17 protein-coding genes are annotated in these 19326 nt (G+C 68.6%); 6 read left to right on the forward strand and 11 right to left on the reverse strand.

Annotation, left to right across the window (positions count from 1 at the left end):
* Positions 1 to 85: 85 nt before the first annotated feature.
* The 3 genes from ACFPMG_RS02910 to ACFPMG_RS02920 form a co-directional block, all read right to left on the reverse strand.
* Entirely contained in the window at positions 86 to 937 is an 852-nt protein-coding gene (locus ACFPMG_RS02910) for an alpha/beta fold hydrolase (protein WP_376993729.1), read from the reverse strand.
* A 28-nt stretch (positions 938 to 965) separates the two neighbouring features.
* Positions 966 to 1760, reverse strand: a complete 795-nt coding sequence (locus ACFPMG_RS02915) for a lytic transglycosylase domain-containing protein (RefSeq protein WP_376993730.1) — start codon at positions 1758 to 1760, stop codon at positions 966 to 968.
* Between the two features lie 91 nt (positions 1761 to 1851).
* Positions 1852 to 2397: a hypothetical protein gene (locus ACFPMG_RS02920; RefSeq protein WP_376993731.1), complete on the reverse strand. Its 546-nt coding sequence runs from the start codon at positions 2395 to 2397 to the stop codon at positions 1852 to 1854.
* Positions 2398 to 2565: 168 nt separating this feature from the next.
* On the opposite strand from ACFPMG_RS02920, the gene ACFPMG_RS02925 reads away from it, so the two are divergent.
* Together ACFPMG_RS02925 and ACFPMG_RS02930 are read left to right on the forward strand one after the other, a co-directional pair.
* Positions 2566 to 4872 carry a hybrid sensor histidine kinase/response regulator gene (locus ACFPMG_RS02925; protein ID WP_376993732.1) on the forward strand — a complete coding sequence of 769 codons (2307 nt, stop codon included), beginning with the start codon at positions 2566 to 2568 and terminating at the stop codon, positions 4870 to 4872.
* Between the two features lie 125 nt (positions 4873 to 4997).
* Positions 4998 to 5120, forward strand: a complete 123-nt coding sequence (locus tag ACFPMG_RS02930) for a hypothetical protein (RefSeq protein ID WP_376993733.1) — start codon at positions 4998 to 5000, stop codon at positions 5118 to 5120.
* A gap of 3 nt (positions 5121 to 5123) precedes the next feature.
* On the opposite strand, the gene pdxA is transcribed toward ACFPMG_RS02930, so the two are convergent.
* From pdxA to lptG, 3 genes are all read right to left on the reverse strand, one after another.
* Positions 5124 to 6152: a 4-hydroxythreonine-4-phosphate dehydrogenase PdxA gene (gene pdxA, locus ACFPMG_RS02935; RefSeq protein WP_376993734.1), complete on the reverse strand. Its 1029-nt coding sequence runs from the start codon at positions 6150 to 6152 to the stop codon at positions 5124 to 5126.
* Positions 6152 to 7597 carry a peptidylprolyl isomerase gene (locus ACFPMG_RS02940; protein WP_376993735.1) on the reverse strand — a complete coding sequence of 482 codons (1446 nt, stop codon included), beginning with the start codon at positions 7595 to 7597 and terminating at the stop codon, positions 6152 to 6154. The genes pdxA and ACFPMG_RS02940 overlap by 1 nt, the downstream gene beginning before the upstream one ends.
* 137 nt (positions 7598 to 7734) lie before the next feature.
* Entirely contained in the window at positions 7735 to 8829 is a 1095-nt protein-coding gene (gene lptG / locus ACFPMG_RS02945; protein WP_376993736.1) for an LPS export ABC transporter permease LptG, read from the reverse strand.
* Positions 8830 to 9055: 226 nt separating this feature from the next.
* Between lptG and ACFPMG_RS02950 the strand changes: the two genes are divergently transcribed.
* The 3 genes from ACFPMG_RS02950 (at position 9056) to ACFPMG_RS02960 (ending at position 12602) form a co-directional block, all read left to right on the forward strand.
* Positions 9056 to 10558, forward strand: coding sequence for a leucyl aminopeptidase (locus tag ACFPMG_RS02950; RefSeq protein WP_376993737.1), 1503 nt, complete (start codon positions 9056 to 9058; stop codon positions 10556 to 10558).
* 145 nt (positions 10559 to 10703) lie between these two features.
* Entirely contained in the window at positions 10704 to 11153 is a 450-nt protein-coding gene (locus ACFPMG_RS02955) for a DNA polymerase III subunit chi (RefSeq protein ID WP_376993739.1), read from the forward strand.
* 201 nt (positions 11154 to 11354) lie between these two features.
* Positions 11355 to 12602: an ATP-binding response regulator gene (locus tag ACFPMG_RS02960; protein ID WP_376993740.1), complete on the forward strand. Its 1248-nt coding sequence runs from the start codon at positions 11355 to 11357 to the stop codon at positions 12600 to 12602.
* 43 nt (positions 12603 to 12645) lie between these two features.
* Here the strand turns inward: ACFPMG_RS02960 and ACFPMG_RS02965 are convergent, their stop codons facing one another.
* The 4 genes from ACFPMG_RS02965 to ACFPMG_RS02980 all read right to left on the reverse strand — a co-directional run bounded on the left by ACFPMG_RS02965 (position 12646) and on the right by ACFPMG_RS02980 (position 16091).
* The gene (locus ACFPMG_RS02965) at positions 12646 to 13962 is read right to left on the reverse strand and encodes an MFS transporter (protein ID WP_376993741.1); all 1317 of its coding nucleotides are present in this window, start codon (positions 13960 to 13962) and stop codon (positions 12646 to 12648) included.
* A 219-nt stretch (positions 13963 to 14181) separates the two neighbouring features.
* Positions 14182 to 15297, reverse strand: a complete 1116-nt coding sequence (gene spbR, locus ACFPMG_RS02970; RefSeq protein WP_376993742.1) for a SpbR family protein — start codon at positions 15295 to 15297, stop codon at positions 14182 to 14184.
* A 149-nt stretch (positions 15298 to 15446) separates the two neighbouring features.
* A complete protein-coding gene (locus ACFPMG_RS02975; RefSeq protein WP_376993743.1) occupies positions 15447 to 15725 on the reverse strand; it encodes a neuropeptide-like protein 29 in 279 nt (92 codons plus the stop codon).
* A gap of 126 nt (positions 15726 to 15851) precedes the next feature.
* Positions 15852 to 16091: a helix-turn-helix domain-containing protein gene (locus ACFPMG_RS02980; protein WP_103039584.1), complete on the reverse strand. Its 240-nt coding sequence runs from the start codon at positions 16089 to 16091 to the stop codon at positions 15852 to 15854.
* A gap of 231 nt (positions 16092 to 16322) precedes the next feature.
* On the opposite strand from ACFPMG_RS02980, the gene ACFPMG_RS02985 reads away from it, so the two are divergent.
* Positions 16323 to 16823 (forward strand): hypothetical protein, encoded by a 501-nt coding sequence (locus tag ACFPMG_RS02985; RefSeq protein WP_376993744.1) that lies wholly within the window; start codon positions 16323 to 16325, stop codon positions 16821 to 16823.
* A 63-nt stretch (positions 16824 to 16886) separates the two neighbouring features.
* On the opposite strand, the gene uvrB is transcribed toward ACFPMG_RS02985, so the two are convergent.
* Entirely contained in the window at positions 16887 to 19025 is a 2139-nt protein-coding gene (uvrB, locus tag ACFPMG_RS02990) for an excinuclease ABC subunit UvrB (protein WP_376993745.1), read from the reverse strand.
* Positions 19026 to 19326 lie beyond the last annotated feature (301 nt).

The following is a 19326-nucleotide window of genomic DNA, read 5'->3' on the forward strand; positions in this document are numbered from 1 at the left end:
CCGTACCAGTGATGCTAAGCCGGGAGCGCGGCCATAGCCAGCCGGATTCCGGGCCGCATGCCGCACCCAAGCCGGGGTACCCCCGTCAGTCCTCCAGCAGGAAGTCGCGCACCGCGGCGATCTGGTCCCCGGTCATCAGCGCCGGGGCGTGGCCGGTGTGGGCGAACTCCACCAGACGGGCCTTGGGGCCGCGGCGGGTCATCTCCTCCGCCGTCTCCGCCGGAAGGATGTCCGAGGTGGCGCCGCGCAGCACCAGAACCGGGCAGCGGATGCGGTCCCAGACGGCCCACAGGTCGACGTCCTCCATCGGCTGCGCCTTGAAGGCCTCGGCGATGGCCGGGTCGTAGGCGAGGCCGTAGCAGCCGTCCGGGCGCCGGCGGGCGCTGTGCTCGGCCATGTGGCGCCACGCCTCGTCGGAAAGCCGCCCGAAGCCCATCAGGACGAAGCGCAAGTAGGACTCCACCGCCGCCAGATCCTCGAACACCGGGTCCTTGCCGACGTAATCGGCGATGCGCTGCAAGCCCGCCTTCGGGATGAAGGGGCCGATGTCGTTGACCACCAGACGGCGGATCGGGCTGTCGGGCTGGGCGGCCAGCAGCATGCCGATCAGCCCGCCCATGGAGGTGCCGACCCAATCCACCTCCTCCACCCCCAGCCGGGCGATCAGCGCCGCCATGTCGGCGCAGTATTGCGGGTAGCCGTAGAGCGTCGGGTTGGCCAGCCGGCCGCTCTTGCCACGCCCCACCACATCCGGGCAGGCGACGCGGTAGCGGTCGGCCAGATCGAGCGCCAGCGCATCGAAATCGCGGCTGTTGCGGGTCAGGCCATGCACACAGACGGCGGTGCGGGCCGCGTCCTCGCGCCCCCACTGGGTGTAGGCGACGCGGTGGAACCCCGCCGCGCTGAGGCCGAGAAAGCTGCGTTCGGACATCGGCACGGGTGGCCCCTCCCCTGTTGGTTCGTCCTCAGCCCTTGCCGGGCTTCGCCAGCTCCGCCGCCTGCCGGACGACCATGGGCGACGGTTCCGCCGCCGCGGCGTCGAAGGGATGCCGCGGCGCGTCGTACAAGCGGCGGATGGCGCGCACGTAGTTCCGCGTCTCCTCGTAGGGCGGAACGCCCCGGTAGCGGTCCACGGCCCGCTCCCCCGCGTTGTAGCCGGCAAGGGCCAGCGTAACGTCCCCCTGGAAATAGGCCAAGAGCCAGCGCAGGTAGCGCACGCCGCCGCGGATGTTCTGGGCGGGGTCGAAGACGTCGGACACCCCGAACCGCTCCGCCGTGTCGGGGATGAGCTGCATCAGACCGGCGGCCTCCTTCGGCGACACCGCGTCGGAGCGGAAAGCGCTCTCCACCCGGATCACCGCCATGACCAGCGCCGGGTCCAGCCCGTACTGGGGCGCGGTCTTGTGGACCAACGCGATGATTTCCGGCGGAGGGGGCGACGCCTCGCGCAGAGGGGCGGCGCCGGGGCGGCACCAGGGACGGACATGGCCCATGCGGCCCGGCACATAGGCGACCAGCCGCCGCGCCTCCTTGTGGCCGCGCGACGCCGCGGCGCGCAGCCACGCCGTGCCGACCCGCTGGTCGCGCTTCACCCCGACGCCGAACAGGAAGCGCCGCGCCATGCGGTAGGAGGCCTCCGGATCGCCCTTCTCCGCCGCCTCGCAGTCGGCCATGCGCGACTCGCGCGAGGAGACGGAGCCGGACTTGCCCGCGGCGAGGGCGGCAGGGGCCGCCAAGGCGACGAAAAGGGCGAAGGTCAAGGGGAGGAAACGCACGGGTTGGCCTTGAAACGGTCTGCAAAACCGCATTGATATGAGGCTGCCCACAGGACACGGCAAGCGCAGGGCAGGGTTACCCTCTTTTCGACACAGCGCGCAGGCGACCGCGCAGCGACCGCGCCCAGCCGCGGACGACAACCAGCGCCGGGCGAATCGCCTCGCGCACCCGCCCTACCACCCGCTTGGCGGCCTGCCAGGGCGGCAGGGCGGTCAGCCAGGCCAGCCAGCGCACCACCCGAACGTAGCACCAGGCGAAAGCCGGAATGGTCAGCAGCTTGTCCTTGCCGATGTGGAACAGCCGCTCCACCAGAGTGACCTTGACCAGTTCCACGGCCCCCAGAAGCAACGCGCCCTGGACCGCGTGCCCGGTCCCCATCAGGTACAGGCCGACCGGCTTCAGCGGCTCCAGAATCACCAGCGGAATCACGAACAGCGCGAGCGTCGGATAGGGGCCGAGGCGGCGGATCCGCGCCGCCAGCCGTTCGGCGAAGCGCTGCCGCCCGATCCAGGCGGCCAGCGGGCGCAACGCCTCCAGCGCCACCGCGTCGATCAGGAAATAGACCAACGCCGCCACGGTCAGCAGGGGACGCAGCACGAAGCGGCGCAGCAGCGCCCCCAACCGGCGACCCGGGCTCCGGTCCAAAGTCCGAGAGGAGGAATCTCCGTTCGAGGTAGCCATTAGGTCTTTCGTCAGGCGTACAGGGGCGTTTCGCCGGCTTGGGTTCGCCGCAGACTTCCACTATCTAACATTTCCGTCATTGTGCGTCTTTCCCCTCGGCTACTCCCGGTGCGTCCCATCGTGCTCGGCCATTACGATCCGTACCTCGTCGCTTTATCCGTCGTCGTCGCCTCTTTCGGCGGCTATGTGGCCCTCGACCTCGCCTCCCACGCGCGGGAAGCCGGGCGGGGTCGGAACGGCTGGCTGGGGGCCGCGGCGCTGGCGCTCGGGGCGGGGATCTGGTCGATGCACTTCATCGGCATGATGGCGATGCGCATGCCCATGCCGGTGTCCTACGACATCCTGCTGACCGCGTTATCCTTTCTCCTGGCGGTCGGGGTATCGGGGACCGGCCTCTTCGCGGTGGCGCACGGCGGGGGCGGCCGGACGACCCTGGCGGCGGCGGGTCTGCTGACCGGCTTCGGGATCGTCTCCATGCATTACGTCGGCATGGCCGGCATGCGGCTGCCGGTGCCGCTGATCTACGACACGCTTCTGGTCGCCGCGTCGGTGGTCATCGCCGTCGCCGCCTCCACCGCCGCGCTCTGGCTCGCTTTCCGCACAGCCAGCCCCCTGCAGCGCCTGTCCGGCGCGCTGGTGCTCGGCGCCGCGGTGGTCAGCATGCATTACATCGGCATGGCCGCCGCCAGCGCGGAGGTAACCGCCATTGGGCATGCCGCCAATACGGACGCCGTCCCGACCGGCGACGACCTCGGCTTCGTGCTGTCCACCCCATCCCTGGCCGTGGGGACCGGGATAGGGACGCTGCTGATCCTCTCGCTGGGGCTGCTTTCCGTCCTGATCGACCGGCGCCGCTCGGCGGAGCGGGCGGCGGGGCAGGAGGCGCGCTACCGCTCCGTCGTCGACACCGCCGTGGACCCCATCGTCGTGATCGACGAGACCGGAACCATCCAGTCCTTCAACCGGGCGGCCGAGACGACCTTCGGCTACGGCGCGGAAGAGGCCATCGGGGCGAACGTCCGCATCCTGATGGCGGAGCCGCACCGCTCCGCCCATGACGGCTACATGGCCCATTTCCGCGAGACCGGCGAGCGGCGGATCATCGGTATCGGGCGCGAGGTCGAGGGTCGGCGCAAGGACGGCTCCCTCTTCCCGCTGGAGCTGTCGGTGGCCGAATGGCACGACGGGCAGCAGCGCCTGTTCACCGGCATCATGCGCGACATCACCGCCCGCAAGGCGGCGGAGGACGCGCTGCACCGCGCCAAGGCGGAGGCGGAGCGCGCCCGCGAGGAGGCCCTGGCCGCCCGCGACAAGGCCGAACGCGCGGACATGGCGAAGACCAAGTTCCTCGCCGCGGCCAGCCATGACCTGCGCCAGCCCGTGCAGTCGCTGTTCTTCTTCGCCCACGCCCTGTCCGACCGGCTCGACGGCCATCCCGCCTCGCCCCTGCTGGCGAGCATGAGCGAGTCGCTGAACGGCCTGCGCACGCTGCTGGACAGCCTGCTGGACGTGTCGCGGCTGGACGCCGGTGTGGTCACCCCCGCGGTGACGGAATTCGCGCTGGGTCCCCTGTTGCAGCGTTTGGCCGACGAGTACCGGGGCCGCGCGGCGGAGGTGGGAATCGCGTTGCGGCACGTCCCCACCGACGCCTGGACGCGCAGCGACCCGGCGCTGGTCGAGCGCATCCTGCGCAATCTCGTGGAGAACGCCATCCGCTACACGGAGAGCGGGCGCATTCTGATCGGCTGCCGCCGCACCGGCAGCACCCTGCGGGTGGAGGTGCTCGACACCGGCATCGGAATCCCCGAGGACAAGCACGACGAGGTGTTCGTCGAGTTTGCCCAACTCGCCAACCCCGAGCGCGACCGGCGCAAGGGGCTCGGGCTGGGGCTTGCCATCGTGCGGCGGCTGGCCGGGCTGCTCGGCCACGAGGTGACCCTGCGCTCCCGGCCGGGACGGGGCAGCGCCTTCGGCCTGACCGTGCCATCGGTCGCGCCGCGCCAGGTGATGAAGACCTGCCGCCCCGCTGCCCAGCCCGCCGCCAACGGTGGAAAGGGGCTGGTCGTGGTGGTGGAGGACGACGCCATCATTCTGCTCTCCATGCGGACCATGCTGGAGGAATGGGGGTACGAGGTGGTGGCCGCCGTCTCCGCGGACGAGGCGGTGGGCACGCTGACCAGCCTCGGCCAGCGCCCCGACATGATCGTCGCCGACTACCGCCTGCGCGAGGGGCGGACGGGGCTTCAGGCCATCCGCGACATCTACGGCGTCTGCGGGGTGCGGGTGCCCGCGCTGGTGCTGACCGGCGACACCGACCCCGCCCGCATCGCCGAGGTCCAGCAGAGCGGCCACCGCCTCCTCCACAAGCCGGTGGCGCCGGAGGTGCTGCGCAACGCCCTGACCTCCGCGGCCTAGGCACCGCCGGCTCCCGACCAAGTCCCGAGTGTGGTTGAAAGCGCGCTCCGTCCCGCTTATGGTCTTGGAAAAAGGCGCGTTTGCGCCGAAACCACAACCAGAATCAGGTTCCAGGAGCGCCCTCCATGAAAGCCATGCTGCTCGGCTTCGCCGCCGCCATCGTCATCGCCGCCGGCGCGTCGGTGGCGTTGACCGCCATCGACCACAGCTCGGCCAGCCGCTTCTCCAGCAGCTCGGTCCGCCTCTGAAGCCTACGCGCGGCGGCGGACGGCCATGGCCTCCGCCGTCGTCAGGGCGGCGATCAGGCTCGACGCGCCGGCCTTGCCCGTGCCGGCGATGTCCAGCGCCGTCCCATGGTCCGGCGAGGTGCGGACGAAGGGCAGCCCCAGCGTGATGTTGACCCCCGTGTCGAAGTCGATGGTCTTCAGCGGGATCAGCGCCTGATCGTGGTACATGCACAGCGCCGCGTCGTAGCCGCGCCGCGCCGCCGCGTGGAACAGCGTGTCGGCGGGCCGCGGCCCCACCGCGTCGATGCCCTCCGCCCGCAGGTCGGCGACCGCCGGGGCGATGACGTCGATCTCCTCCCGCCCCATGGCGCCGCCCTCCCCCGCGTGGGGGTTCAGGGCGGCGACGGCCAGCCGGGGCCGCGCGATGCCGAAGTCGCGGGCCAGCGCCGCCGCGGTGACCCGCCCGGCGTGCAGGATCGCCTCCCGAGTCACCAGCGGCACGGCGTCGCGGACGGAGACATGGATGGTCACCGGCACGACGCGCAGATCCTGCGCGACCAGCATCATCACCGGCTCATCGGTGAGCCCGGCCAGATGGGCCAGATATTCGGTGTGTCCGGGATGGCGGAAGCCGGCGGCGTAGAGCGCCGATTTCTGGATCGGGTTGGTGACGACCGCCGACGCCTCCCCCCGGCGGACCAGCTCGACCGCGCGGTCGATGCTGGCGATCACCGCCGCCCCGTTGGCCGGGTCGGGCCGGCCCGGCGTGACCGGCGCCGCCAGCGGTTGGGGCAGCACCGGCAAGGCCGCGTCGAACAGCGCAGCACCCTCGGCCATGCTGCCCACCGCCCTGACCGGCACCGGCAGGCCGAGCCGTGCGGCGAGCGCCTCCAGGCGGGCGGGATCGTCCAGAAGGACGAAGGGCGGCACCGCGCCGTCCGCGCGGGCCGCCCCCCTGGCCATCGACCAGGCCTTAAGTGCGATCTCCCCGCCGATCCCCGCCGGCTCGCCCATGGTCAGGGCAAGCGGCGGCCGGACGCCGGATGTGGTCATCAGTTGCGGATCTCCACGAAGGCGGTGCGGCGCAGATCGCGCAGGTAGCGGCGGGCCAGCAGGTCGGCGCGCTCGTTGATCAGGTCGCGCTCGATCTCCTCGCGCGGCGGCATCTTGATGTCCTTCGGATCGATCGGCGGCGGGGCCGGCGCGGCGACCGGCTGCGGCTCGGCCTCCGGCGGCGGCTCGATCATCGGCACGTCGCGCTTGCAAACGATCAGGATGACGGCGCCGCCCGGGCTCATCAGCACCGGGCTGGGCTGGCCAAGCGGGATGCCGACGGCGAGCTGCTGGAGGCCCGGCGCGAGGTCCTTGACCCGCAGCGTGCCCATGTCGCCCGACTCCGGAATGCCCATGGCGCGTGCCTTCTCGTCGAAGTCGGCGCAGCTCTTGATCGACTTGCGCAGCTTCTCCGCCTGGGCCTGGACCGCCTTCAGCTCCTCCTTCGAGGGGGCCGGGATGACGATCTGCTTCATGTTGACCTTGGCCTTGGCCAGATCGGGCTTCGGCTGGGGCCGCGGGCGCGGCGGCGGGGCCGGCGGCGGAGCGCTGGAGGCGGTGCTGCCGAAGGGCCGCTGGTCGCGCACCAGCAGGACGTGATAGCCGGTCGCCGTGCGCACCGGCGAGGAGAGCTGGCCGGCGCGCATGGTGGACAGGGTCTTGTCCAGCTCCGCGTTCAGCTCGCCCGTGCGGACCCAGCCCATGTCGCCGCCCGAGGCGGCGCCGGCGGACTGCGAGAACTGGCGGGCCAAGGCGGCGAAGTTGCCGCCGCGGCGCACTTCCTCGACCAGCCGGTCGGCGTTGCGCCGCACCTCCTCGTCCTGGTCGGGGCTGTCGACAGCCAGGAATATCTCGGCCACCAGATACTCCGGCTTGCCGATGTTGGCCTTGATGCGCTGCATCACGGCGTCGATCTCCTCGTCGCCGATCACCACCTCCTGGCGGATGCGGCGCTGCATCACGCGCTGCCAGGACAGCAGCGCCCGCACCTGCTCGCGCAGGGTGGAAACCGGGACATTCTGGGTCTTCAGCATGGCCTCGAGCTGCGGTCGACCCATGCGGTTCTGTTCGGCGATGCGCCCGATGGCCTCGTCGATCTCCTTCGACGGAACCGAGACGCCGAGCCGCTTGGCCTCCTGGAGCTGGAGCCGCTCATCGACCAGCTGGCGGAGCACCTGCGGGGTCAGGCGCTGGCGCGTCTCCGCGCTGTCCTGCACGCCGGCGTTCAGCAGAGCGAGGCGGATCCGCGCGTGCACGTCGGACAGCGAGATGACCTCGTCGTTCACGACGGCGGCGATGCGTTCCGCGGGGCCTTGCGTTCCCGCCGCCGGGCTGTTCGGAGCGTTGGGAGCCCGCGTCTGGGCCGCGGCGGGCGCTCCGGCGGCAAGAAGGGCGCAGGCGGTCGCCACGGCGAAGGCAGACCGGACGGCTCGCAAACTCTGCATGGTGCTCCAGACTCCAGAGGTGGTTGCCGTTTAATACGGCCCCCCTGGGCGCGTGTAAACGGAATCGTGGGTCGCATCCTGGAACGGAATTGTGTCCAAAGACCGGGCAACCGGCGTCAGCCGCCCCAATTCCGGCGTCAACCATCCTCCAGATGCAGCAGCGCCGCGGTGCCCAGAAGCACGCTGATGCAGGCCGGACTCCAGGCCGCCATGGCCAGCGGAATGGTTTCGGAGATGCCGAAGGTGCGGATCACGTCGGTCATCACGAACAGCACGAATCCGGTCAGGACGCCGCCGGACACCATGGTCATCGTGCCGCCCCGCCGCGGCAGCCGCAACGAGAAGGCCGCGGCAAACAGCACCATCGCCACGTAGAGCAGGGGCTGGGACAGCAGCGACTGGTAATGCAGCCGGTGCCGCACCGCCGGAAATCCGGTGGCTTCCAGCGTGCGGATGAACTGCGGCAGTTCCCAGAAGGAGATCGTCTCCGGCGAGGCGAAGCTCTCCTCGATGGTGGTCCGGTTCAGCTCCGTCGGGATGACATAGGTCGGAACCGTCTCCGGTTCCTTCTTGCCAAGGTTGATCGTGGCGTTCTGCAACTCCCACTTACGGTCGCGCAGCACGGCCTGCAGCGCGTCCACCCGTCCAATATAGGTCATGCTGCTGTCGAAGCGCAGCACGATCACCTGCGACATCTCGAAGGTCAATGGATTCACCCAATCAGCATGGATGAAGTACTGCTCCCCCGCTTCCTGCTGGCGCAGCCAAAGTCCACTGCGCGAGACGTCGAAACTGCTGGACTTCAGCTTCAGGTAGCGGTCCTGAAGCTGGTTGTACTTGGCGATGAAGACGGCACCGACCGGGTTGATCATCGTCACCTTCACCGCGCCGATCATCAGCGCGGCGATCAGCACCGGGGTCAGGAACTGCCACGCCGACACGCCGACCGCGCGGGCCACCACCAGCTCCGCGCTGCGCGTCAACCGCCAGAAGGTGAACATGCCGCTGAACAGGATCACGAAGGGGAAGATCTGCTGGCCGATTTCCGGCAGCTTCAGCAGGGCCATGCGCAGGACCAGCCAGAAGGTGATGTCCGGCTTGCTTCCGGCGCGGCGCAGCAGCTCGACGACGTCGAGCAGCAGGATGATCGACAGCAGGATGCCGAGCAGCAGCAGAAACCAGGTGACGAACTGGCGCCCGATGTAGCGCGACAGCGTGGCGGATGAATACATGGGCTCCGGCCTCCCCGGCCGATCGACGGGCGGTACGCGGCGCGCCGGGGGCTTCCACCACGGCGTGCCGGGGCTATGTACTGCGGACGGGCGCGGGAAACAACCGGTCCGCGCCTTGACAGGGCGCACGGGAAGGTCTTTATCCCAGGGTGGTTGCGGATCGATCCCACCCGCCCCGGCGCCCGCGCGCCGGCCGTCCCAGCCGAGAGGAGCCCGAGAGGAGCCGATGAAGTTCGCCTTTGCGAAGCCCGCGCTGCCCAAGTCCGGCACCGTCGCCGTCACCGTCGCCACCGATCGCGCGCTCGGCGCCGCGGGGCGGGATCTCGACCAGAAGACGGGCGGCACGCTGTCCCGCGCCATGAAGGCCAGCCGCTTCACCGGCAAGACGGAGGAGACGCTGGCCATCCTCGCCCCCGCCGGGGTCGAGTTCGACCGCGTCCTCCTGGTCGGCATCGGCAAGGGGGAGGATCTGTCCGAAGCCACCCTCCAGGCCGTCGGCGGCGCCATCGTCGCCGCCCTGGACAAGTCCGGCGAGACGGAGGTTTCCGTCCTGCTCGACCTGCCGGACGGCGGCACCGTGGCCCCCGACGCGGCGGCGGCGGAACTGGCCTTCGGCGCGCAGCTCCGCTCCTACCGCTTCGACAAGTACCGGACGACCGAGAAGAAGGAGGCCAAGCCCTCCCTCAAGAAGATCATCGTCCTGACCACGGAGCCGGACACCGCCAAGCGCGCCTTTGGCCGCCTGGAGCCGCTGGCCGAGTCCGTCGCCTACACCCGCGACCTTGTGTCGGAGCCGGCCAACGTCCTGAACCCGGAAAGCCTCGCCGACCGTTGCCGGGACCTGACCGACGTCGGCCTGCAGGTCGAAGTGCTGGACCTCAAGAAGCTGAGGAAGCTCGGCATGGGCGCGCTGATCGGCGTCGCCCAGGGCAGCGCCTTCGAGCCGCGCGTCGTCGTGATGCGCTGGGACGGCGCCCCCGACGCCGAGGACCGCCGCCCGCTCGCCTTCATCGGCAAGGGCGTGACCTTCGACACCGGCGGCATCTCCATCAAGCCCGCCGCCGGGATGGAGGACATGAAGTGGGACATGGGCGGGGCCGCGGTGGTCATCGGCACCATGCGCGCCTTGGCCGCCCGCAAGGCGAAGGTGAACGCCGTCGGCATCGTCGGGCTGGTCGAGAACATGCCCTCCGGCACCGCGCAGCGGCCCGGCGACGTGGTGACCTCGCTGTCCGGCCAGACCATCGAGGTGATCAACACCGACGCGGAAGGCCGCCTTGTCCTTGCCGACTGCCTGACCTACGCGCAGGAGACCTTCAAGCCGCGCCTGTTGGTGGACCTCGCCACCCTGACCGGTGCGGTCATCATCGCGCTGGGCCATGAGCACGCCGGCCTGTTCGCCAACGACGACTGGCTGGCCGAGAACCTGCTGGCCGCCGGCAAGTCGGTGGGCGAGCCGCTGTGGCGCCTGCCGATGGGCGACGCCTACGACAAGGACATCAACTCCGACATCGCCGACATGAAGAACGTCGGGTCGGGCCGCGGGGCCGGCAGCATCGTCGGCGCGCAGTTCCTCAAGCGCTTCGTCGAGGACCTGCCCTGGGCGCACATCGACATCGCCGGCGTCGCCTGGTCGAAGAAGGACACGGCCACCGTGCCAAAGGGCGGCACCGCCTTCGGCGTCCGCCTGCTCGACCGCTTCGTGGCGAACTATCACGAGAGCAAGTAAGCTCCAGCCCTCTCCCCTCCGGGGAGAGGGTGCCCGCGCAGCGGGTGGGTGAGGAGGGTGCGCTTTTGCCGAACGCATCGACACGCACATCCCCCTCACCCCAACCCTCTCCCCTCTGGGGAGAGGAGAATTTCCACGAGGGGCCATGACCGAGGTCCGTTTCTATCACCTCCAGCGGCGCACGCTCGAACAGGCGTTGCCGAAGATTCTGGAAAAGGTCCTGGAGCGCGGCTGGCGCGCCGTCGTCCTGGCCGGCTCGCCGGAGCGGGTGGACGCGCTCAATCAACATTTGTGGACCTACGATGCCTCCTCCTTTCTGCCCCATGGCGCGGCGCGTGACGGCTTCGCCGCGGAACAGCCGGTCTGGCTGACCGCCGACGAGGAGAACCCCAACGGGGCCACCGTCCTGGTGCTGGTGGACGGGGTGACCAGCGACACGATGGGGTCCTTCGATCTCGTCTGCGACCTGTTCGACGGCAACGACGGGGACGCGGTGCTCGCCGCGCGCGACCGCTGGAAAGTCTGTAAGGCCGCCGGGCATTCCCTCACCTACTGGCAACAAAGCGACCGAGGCGGCTGGGAAAAGCGCGCCTGAAACCGACTGTTTTTGTATGCTTTGAAGCATTCTTCGAATGATACCGCTAACGCGGTACAATAATGCTTTCATTTGTCTCAACCGTTCTTGACGGGCCTCCTGTGCACAAGGTTAATCTAAAACCCGTAAAATCCCGCGGGGCGACGCACAGGTGGAGGGCAATATGCAATGGTGCGTCCGACGGGCCGGGACGGCTCCGCCATGACCCGCAGCGCTCTTGACCCGACCTTGGCGCGGGACGTCAAGGACGCCGCCATCCTGATCGTCGACGACAACGCCTCGAACGTCGATCTGGTGCGCGACATCCTGATCCACGAGGGCTACACCGCCGTGCGGGGGGAAACCGACCCACGCCGGGTTCCCGCCCTCTGCGAGGCGCAGCGCTTCGACCTTCTGCTGATCGACATCCGCATGCCGCACATGAGCGGTTTCGATCTGATGGAGCGCGTCAACGCCCTGTACGGCGACGATTACGTGCCCATCCTGGTGCTGACCGCCCACACCGACCAGGAGACGCGGCGGCGCTCGCTGGAGCTGGGGGCCAACGACTTCCTCACCAAGCCCTTCATCGCCTGGGAGCTGCTGCACCGGGTGCGCAGCGTGCTGGAAATCCGCAAGCTCTACCAGCGCGCCGGCGAGCAGAACCGCGGGCTGGAGCGCCGCGTGTCGGAGCGCACGGCGGAACTCAGCACCGCCCTCGAGGCCGCCCGGCAGGCCGACCGGGCCAAGCTCGACTTCCTCTCGGTGACCAGCCACGAGCTGCGGACCCCCCTGAACGCCATCATCGGCTTCGCCGAGGTGCTGTCCAGCGAGGCGCACGGGCCGCTCGGCCATCGCGACTATCTGGACTATGTCCGGCTGATCGAGGAGAGCGGCAAGGCGCTGCTCGGCATGGTCAACAACATCCTGGACTTCACGCGGGGGTCCGGCGGCATTGACCTCGCCGAGTCGACCATCGACCTGCCCGGCCTGCTGATCCACTGCATCGATCTGCTCGGCGCCAAGGCGCAGGCCAAGTCGCAGACCATCACGCTTCAGCCGGGACCGCCCGTCACGCTGCGCGCCGACCAGCGCCGCCTGGTGGAGATGATCGTCCATCTGCTGGACAACGCGGTGAAGTTCGGCCACCGGGGCGGGCGGGTCTCGCTGCGGATCGCCCTGCAAGGCGGGATGGTCGCCATCGCCGTCGCCGACGACGGCCCCGGCATCCCGCCGGACATCGTCGACCACGTCTTCAGCCCGTTTATCCAGGGCGAACGTTCGCTCGTGCGCCAGCACGAGGGCATCGGCCTCGGCCTGCCCATCGTCCGCCGCTTCGCCGAACTGCACGGCGGTCGCGTGGAGTTGGACAGCGCGCCGGGGCACGGCACGACGGTCACCATCCTCCTGCCCGCCGCCCGCCTGACGGCCCCGCCCATCGCCGGCTTGAAGGAATCGCGGGCGCAGTAGGGATGCCGCGCCTCACGGGATGCGGTACCCGGCTTCGGCCGGCCTATTCGGCGAGGCCGGGCTCCTGCAAGGGCCCCAACTCGGCGTCGGCGGAGCTGGACGGCGCGGTTTCCGGAAGCCCCAGGAACAAAGCGGCCAGCGCGATCAGGGCCATCGCCCCAGCCGTGAAGAAGGCGGCTGAATAGCCGAAGCGGTCCACGATCACGCCGGTGACGAAGCCGCTGGTCGCGGCCCCCACCCCCTGCATCGTGGCGACCGCCCCGAAGGCGAGGTTGTAGCGCCCGGTGCCGCGCATCAGATCGGCGATCACCAGCGGCGTCAGGGCCGTGAAGATTCCGGCGCCGGCCCCATCCAGAAGCTGGACGCCGATCAGCCAGGCGCTGTTGTCCGACAGGGTGTAGAGGACGGCCCGCAACGGCAGGATGGCGAAGCCGATCAGAAGGATCGGCTTGCGGCCCAGACGGTCGGCCGTCCGTCCCACCAGGATGGCGATGGGAAGCATGACGAGCTGGGCGGCGATGATGCAGGACGACATCATGACCGTCGCCCATTCCGGATGCGCCGCGGCCAGCTTCTGCCCGACCAGCGGCAGCAGGGGAGCGTTGGCGAAATGGAACAGCAAGGCGCAACTGCCGAAGATCAGCAGCGGGCGGCACTGGACCAGGATGCCCATGCCCGACACCTTCTCCCCGTCGCCCGCTCCGCCATCCGACCCGCCGCCTGCCGGCGCCTCCACCCCGCGGGCGCGGCGCTGGTCGATGGCGGAGGCCGGGATCGACAGGACGGCGATTGATGACAGGACCGCGAACACCGGCACCAGCAGAAAGACCGCCTGCTGGGAGAACAGCCAGCCGACCAGCCCGGCGAGCGCCGCCACGCCGACGTTGCCCGCATGGTCGAAGGCGGCGTTGCGCCCCATCCGCCGGGCGAGCAGGCGCTGCGGGACGAGGCCGAGAGTCAGGGCCGCCACCGCCGGGCCGAACACGTCCCCGACCACCGCGATCAGCGTGTTCGCGATCAGGACCGGCCAGAAGTTGGGGAACAGGTAGATGCACAGCGCCCCCGCGCCCAGCACGACCAGCGCCAGGACAATGGCCTCGCGCTTGCGGTGGGTGGAGTCGATGGCCGCGCCGATCGGCGTCTGCACGGCAAGCCCGATCCAGCCGGCGAGGCTGGTCACCAGACCGACCTCGGACTGGCTCCAATGCTGCTGGGTCACCAGAAAGACGTTGAGGTAGGGACCGAGCGCCCCACGCACGTCCGCCAGCAGGAAATTCACGGCGTCCAGCGACGCCGGCCGGAAGCCGCGACCGGTTTCGCCCGGGGGCGCCGACACCCGTCCAGTGCTGTCAGCAGGCAACGCGCTCTCCCTTCCAAGGATCTGGCAGAAAGACTGTGGCCAGAGGCAAAGGCTAGGAACAGCGGGCACTGCAAAACAGCACCACGACGCGGGGTCATTCAAAATGATCGTGACGGGATGATCAAATCATCCCAAGGCGCCGACAAACAAAAAGTTGGCAGAAAAGCCCACAACAACAACCGGAAACTGTGCTACGAGCAACTTTCAAAGCTCTCGGCGCTAATTCGTTTCCACACGCATGAGATCGCCCAGCTTGTCGAGCAGGTAATCCAGATCCTCCGCGGCAAGATCCTCGTACTGGGTCAGGATGCGCTCGATCACCCGGCGGCGGTGGCGTTCGATGTCGTGCGCCTCGCCGTCGTAGGGTGTCTCCTTCAGCACGTCCAGGGCGATCCGGCAGGCGGGCAGCAAGGGCGGCGGCTGCTTGGCCTTGTCGTAGATGGACTTCAGACCCAGCCGTCCCGCGTCGTGGATCAGCAGGCGGGCGTTGGTCAGCGGCACATTGGCCAGATGGGACAGCGCCGTCTCGAAGAAGGCGCTGTCCCCCATGCACAGCGCCCGCACCAGCAGCGACGGGGTCAGGCGGCCGCTGCGTGACAGTTGCGCGACCAGCCGCTCCAGCGCGCCCTCGTCGCTTTCCCCGGAGAACAGGGCGACGGTGGCGCGTTCGCGGCTTTGCAGGATCAGGTCGGCGGCGACCTTGGCCGGCAGGTCGTGGTTGGCCACCAGATGCTGCTGGAGCTTTTCCGAGACCACGGCGACCAGCCGTTCGGCGATGGTGATCGGCAGGCGGGCGCGCTGGACCAGCGGTTCCTGCACGGTTTCGCTGTCGGCGAAGCGCTCGATGACCCGGCCGAGCGTCTGCTCGCCGAGATCCGCGCTCTCGTTGGCGACCAGGACCGCCACCGCCCCTTCCGACGCCGTGTCGATCAGCGCGTCGGCGACGCTGGCCGACAGGGCCGGGCGCTGCGCGATGGCGGTGTGCTTGGCGTCGGTGCCGGTCCGCACCAGCTCGACGAGGTCGGCGTCGGTCAGCACCGTGGAGACGCTGAGCACGGGGATCGCCACGGCCTCCACGTCGCGGGCCAGCATCAGCGCGACGTCGCGCGGCAGCGCCGGGTTGGCCTTGAGGTTCTCGGCCAACGACTGGCGCACGCGCACCACGGCGTCGCGCGCCATGAAGCGGATGATGTCCTCGGCGAGCCGGCGCTCGCTGTCCGACAAGGTGGTTGCGGAAAATTGCTTGGCGATCTTGACCGCCAGTTCGGAACGGCTGTTCGGCGACGGGTCCGACAACAGCCGGGACACGTCGTCCTTGGTGAGTTGGTCGCTCATGGGTCCCGGACCCTTTCCTGCCCTGCGTCGCTCCCCGCGCCTCGGATTCGTGCATCAGAGGGAACGAATGTATTCAGGTCATGATCGGACCAAAGCATTGAGCCTTTGTTAACGACGATTTCCCGGGCAAGCGCGGTCTCGGCCGCTCCTCACCAGCCGCCCCTTCCCCAGCCGCCGTGCCGGTGATGGTGACGGGGGCCGCCATGGTGACCACCGCGATGCCCCCCATAATAGCCACCGTAGTAGGGGCGGCCATACACGACGGGAGGCGGTGCATAATAGCGATACTGCGGGCGCTCGTAATAGCCGTAGCCATAGGACCGGTGTCCGTAGCCGTAAACGGGACCGGGCGTCCCGGCGGCGACGTAGCAGCCGGACAGCAGAAGGGCGGCAAAGGTCAGAAGGGACAGCGAGCGGAGCGTCGACATGGGCGTTCCTGTCAGGGATCGCGGCCCGGAAAGTGGGCCGTACTGGCAGGATGAACACCTGATTTGGGGAAATTATTCCGAAGGATGTCTAAGAGTGAAAAGGCACCCCTCCAATTAAAGGAAGCATCATATCGAGCCGATTTTTCGTTGGCGAACGCCCGGTTGAACTCCGCCCTCAAAGGTAAATTCCACCCCAGCCGCTTCCAACGCCTGACGCAACGCTGCAAGGGTTGCACGGCGTGGCGACGACGCCTCCTTCTCGAATCCGCGAATGGTGATCGCACTTACCTGGGCGGCTTTTGCGAGTTCCTCTTGGGTCCAATCGAGTAGGCCGCGAGCGGCTCGGCATTGGGCTGGTGTGATCATGGCCGCATTCTGCCAAGGCTTCGAAAAACCGTATATTCATCCTTTTTCGCTTGCCCGTTGCAAGCTTCGTAATATGATGTAAGCATCGTTTTTCAATACTTTTTCCGGAGGTTTGCTGTGCCCAAACTCTCCCGTCGCCGCCTTCTGGCTGGCGCAACGTCTGCGCCAATGACCATTCCAACATTCGACAATGCAATCCGAAACCAAATCAACCAGGACTCGGACGACCCCATGCTGGCGCTCTGGCAGGAATGGTGCACTGCCCTGAAAGACGCTCGGGCGAAGGAGACGGAACGGCGGCGGATCGAACGGGAGATGGTCACCCGGTTCGGTTATCCGCGGGTGCTGGTCGCGCGCGGGGCCAGCGGGCGGAGAGATGTCTACGCCACGACCGAGCGGGACGTGACGCGGGCACTCATCGGAGCGGCGGATGCGAAGGAGCGGTACGGCCGGCTGGTGGCGGATCTCGACCAACAGCAGAAGCGCTGGGACATTGAGGCCCAGTGGCTCGGGCTGGATGTCATGGAACGGGAGGAGGACGCGGCATGGAAACGGGTGGATGCCCTGACCGCACGGGCCGAACATGTGCCGGCCCGTTCCCTGCGTGGGATCGTGGTGAAGCTCACCGTCGCGGTGGCGCTCCGCGAAACCTACGGCGCGGAAGAGACGGAGTTTCCCTGGCCCATCCTCGGCGCGGCGCTGAAGGATTTGCAGACCATGACGGGGGCCTAGGGAAAGAGGAAAGCCTCGCCCCACCCTCCCCCGCGACGGAGGGAGAGGGTGGTGATGTGGCGATCAGCGCCGTCCCCGGCGACCCTGCTTCTTCGGAGCGCCTTCGGGAATGCCGCGGCCCTGACGGGCGGAGCTGATGCCGATGCTGCCCGGCTGCTCCAGCCCGAGGTCCATCGCCTCCAGGCGGCGGAGTTCGTCGCGCAGGCGGGCGGCCTCCTCGAACTCCAGGTCGGCGGCGGCGGCCTTCATGCGCTTCTCCATGTCGGCCATCACGGACTTCAGGTTGTGGCCGACCAGTTCCGACGCGTTCAGGCCGGTCTTCACGGTGACGTGGTCGCCGCGCTCGTACACGCTCTCCAGAATGTCGCCGATGGCCTTCTTCACGGATTCCGGCGTGATTCCGTGCTCCAGATTGTACGCCCGCTGCTTCTCGCGGCGGCGCGCCGTCTCGTCGATGGCGTACTGCATGCTGCCGGTGATCTTGTCGGCGTAGAGAATCGCCCGCCCCTCGACGTTGCGCGCGGCGCGGCCGATGGTCTGGATCAGCGAGGTCTTGGAGCGCAGATAGCCCTCCTTGTCGGCGTCCAGAATGGCGACCAGCGAGCATTCGGGGATGTCCAGCCCCTCGCGCAGCAGGTTGATGCCGACCAGCACGTCGTAGGCGCCGAGCCGCAGGTCGCGGATGATCTCGATGCGCTCCAGCGTCTCCACGTCGGAGTGGATGTAGCGCACGCGCAGCCCCGCCTCGTGCATATACTCGGTCAGCGCCTCGGCCATCTTCTTGGTGAGGGTGGTGACCAGCACGCGGTTGCCCTTCGCCACCACCTCCTTGCACTCGTGGATCAGGTCGTCCACCTGCGTCTCGGTAGGACGGATGATCACCTCCGGGTCGATCAGGCCGGTCGGGCGGACCACCTGCTCGGCGAAGACGCCGCCGGTGCGCTCCATCTCCCAGGGGCCGGGGGTGGCCGAGACGAAGACCGTCTGCGGGCGCATGCCCTCCCACTCCTCGAACTTCAGCGGGCGGTTGTCCATGGCGCTGGGCAGGCGGAAGCCGTATTCGGACAGCGTCTCCTTGCGCATCCGGTCGCCGCGGTACATGCCGCCGATCTGCGGCACCATGACGTGGCTTTCGTCCACGATCAGCAGCGCGTCGCCCGGCAGATACTCGAACAGCGTCGGCGGCGGCTCGCCCGCCGCGCGGCCGGTCAGGTAGCGGGAATAGTTCTCGATGCCGGCGCAGGCGCCGGTGGCCGCCATCATCTCGATGTCGAAGGTCGTCCGCTGCTCCAGCCGCTGCGCCTCCAGCAGCTTGCCCTGGGCGTTGAACTCCTCCAGCCGCAGCTTCAGCTCGCGCTTGATCTGCTCGATGGCCTGATTGAGCGTCGGCTTGGGCGTCACATAGTGGCTGTTGGGATAGATGCGCACGGCCTCCAGCGAGGCGATCTTCTCGCCGGTCAGCGGATCGATCTCGTGGATGCCCTCGATCTCGTCGCCGAACAGCGAGATGCGCCAGGCGCGGTCCTCCATGTGGGCGGGGAACAGCTCCACCGTGTCGCCGCGCACCCGGAACAGGCCGCGCCCGAAGGCCGCGTCGTTGCGCTTGTACTGAAGCTCGGTCAGCTTGCGCAGCAGATCGGGCTGCGCGACCACCTCGCCCTTGCGCAGGTCGACGGTCATCTCCGAATAGGTTTCGACCGAGCCGATGCCGTAGATGCAGGATACCGACGCCACGATGATGACGTCGTCCCGCTCCAGCAGCGCCCGCGTCGCCGAGTGGCGCATCCGGTCGATCTGTTCGTTGATCGAGGATTCCTTCTCGATGAAGGTATCGGTGCGCGGAACGTAGGCTTCCGGCTGGTAGTAGTCATAGTAGGAGACGAAGTATTCCACCGCGTTGTTCGGGAAGAAGGACTTCATCTCGCCATAGAGCTGCGCCGCCAGCGTCTTGTTCGGGGCGAGCACCAGGGTGGGGCGCTGGACGTGCTGGATGACGTGCGCCATGGTGAAGGTCTTGCCGGACCCGGTGACGCCGAGCAGCACCTGGTCCTTCTCGCCGGCGCGCAGCCCCTCGGTCAGCTCCCCGATGGCGCGCGGCTGGTCGCCGGAGGGTTTGAACTCCGACACCAGTTCGAACTTCTTGCCAGCCTCCAGCTTGGGCAGGGACTTCTGCGGGAGGGCGGTCAGGACGGGATGGGACATGCGGGTGCGCTCGCGCCAGGGGTACGGAACGGGAACTGAGTATATGGCCCACCCCGCCCCCGCTGTCGAGCGTGGGCTTGTCCCTTTGTTCATAGGCCGCGATCACAACGCACCCACCCAGCCGAAGAACACAGCGCCATGTCCAGGGCACGCTGCCGCGGCGGGGGCGCCGCCGCCCTCGCCGCTGCCCTAGCCGCTGCCCTCGCCCCCAGGGCAGCACCGACATTCCGGTCATAAGCACACACAGCAAACGTCTTTCGGGATTACTTGGGTATGACTTGACAAAGTTATCCACACATAA

This window comes from Azospirillum himalayense (genome assembly GCF_042657465.1).
Lineage (GTDB): Bacteria > Pseudomonadota > Alphaproteobacteria > Azospirillales > Azospirillaceae > Azospirillum > Azospirillum himalayense.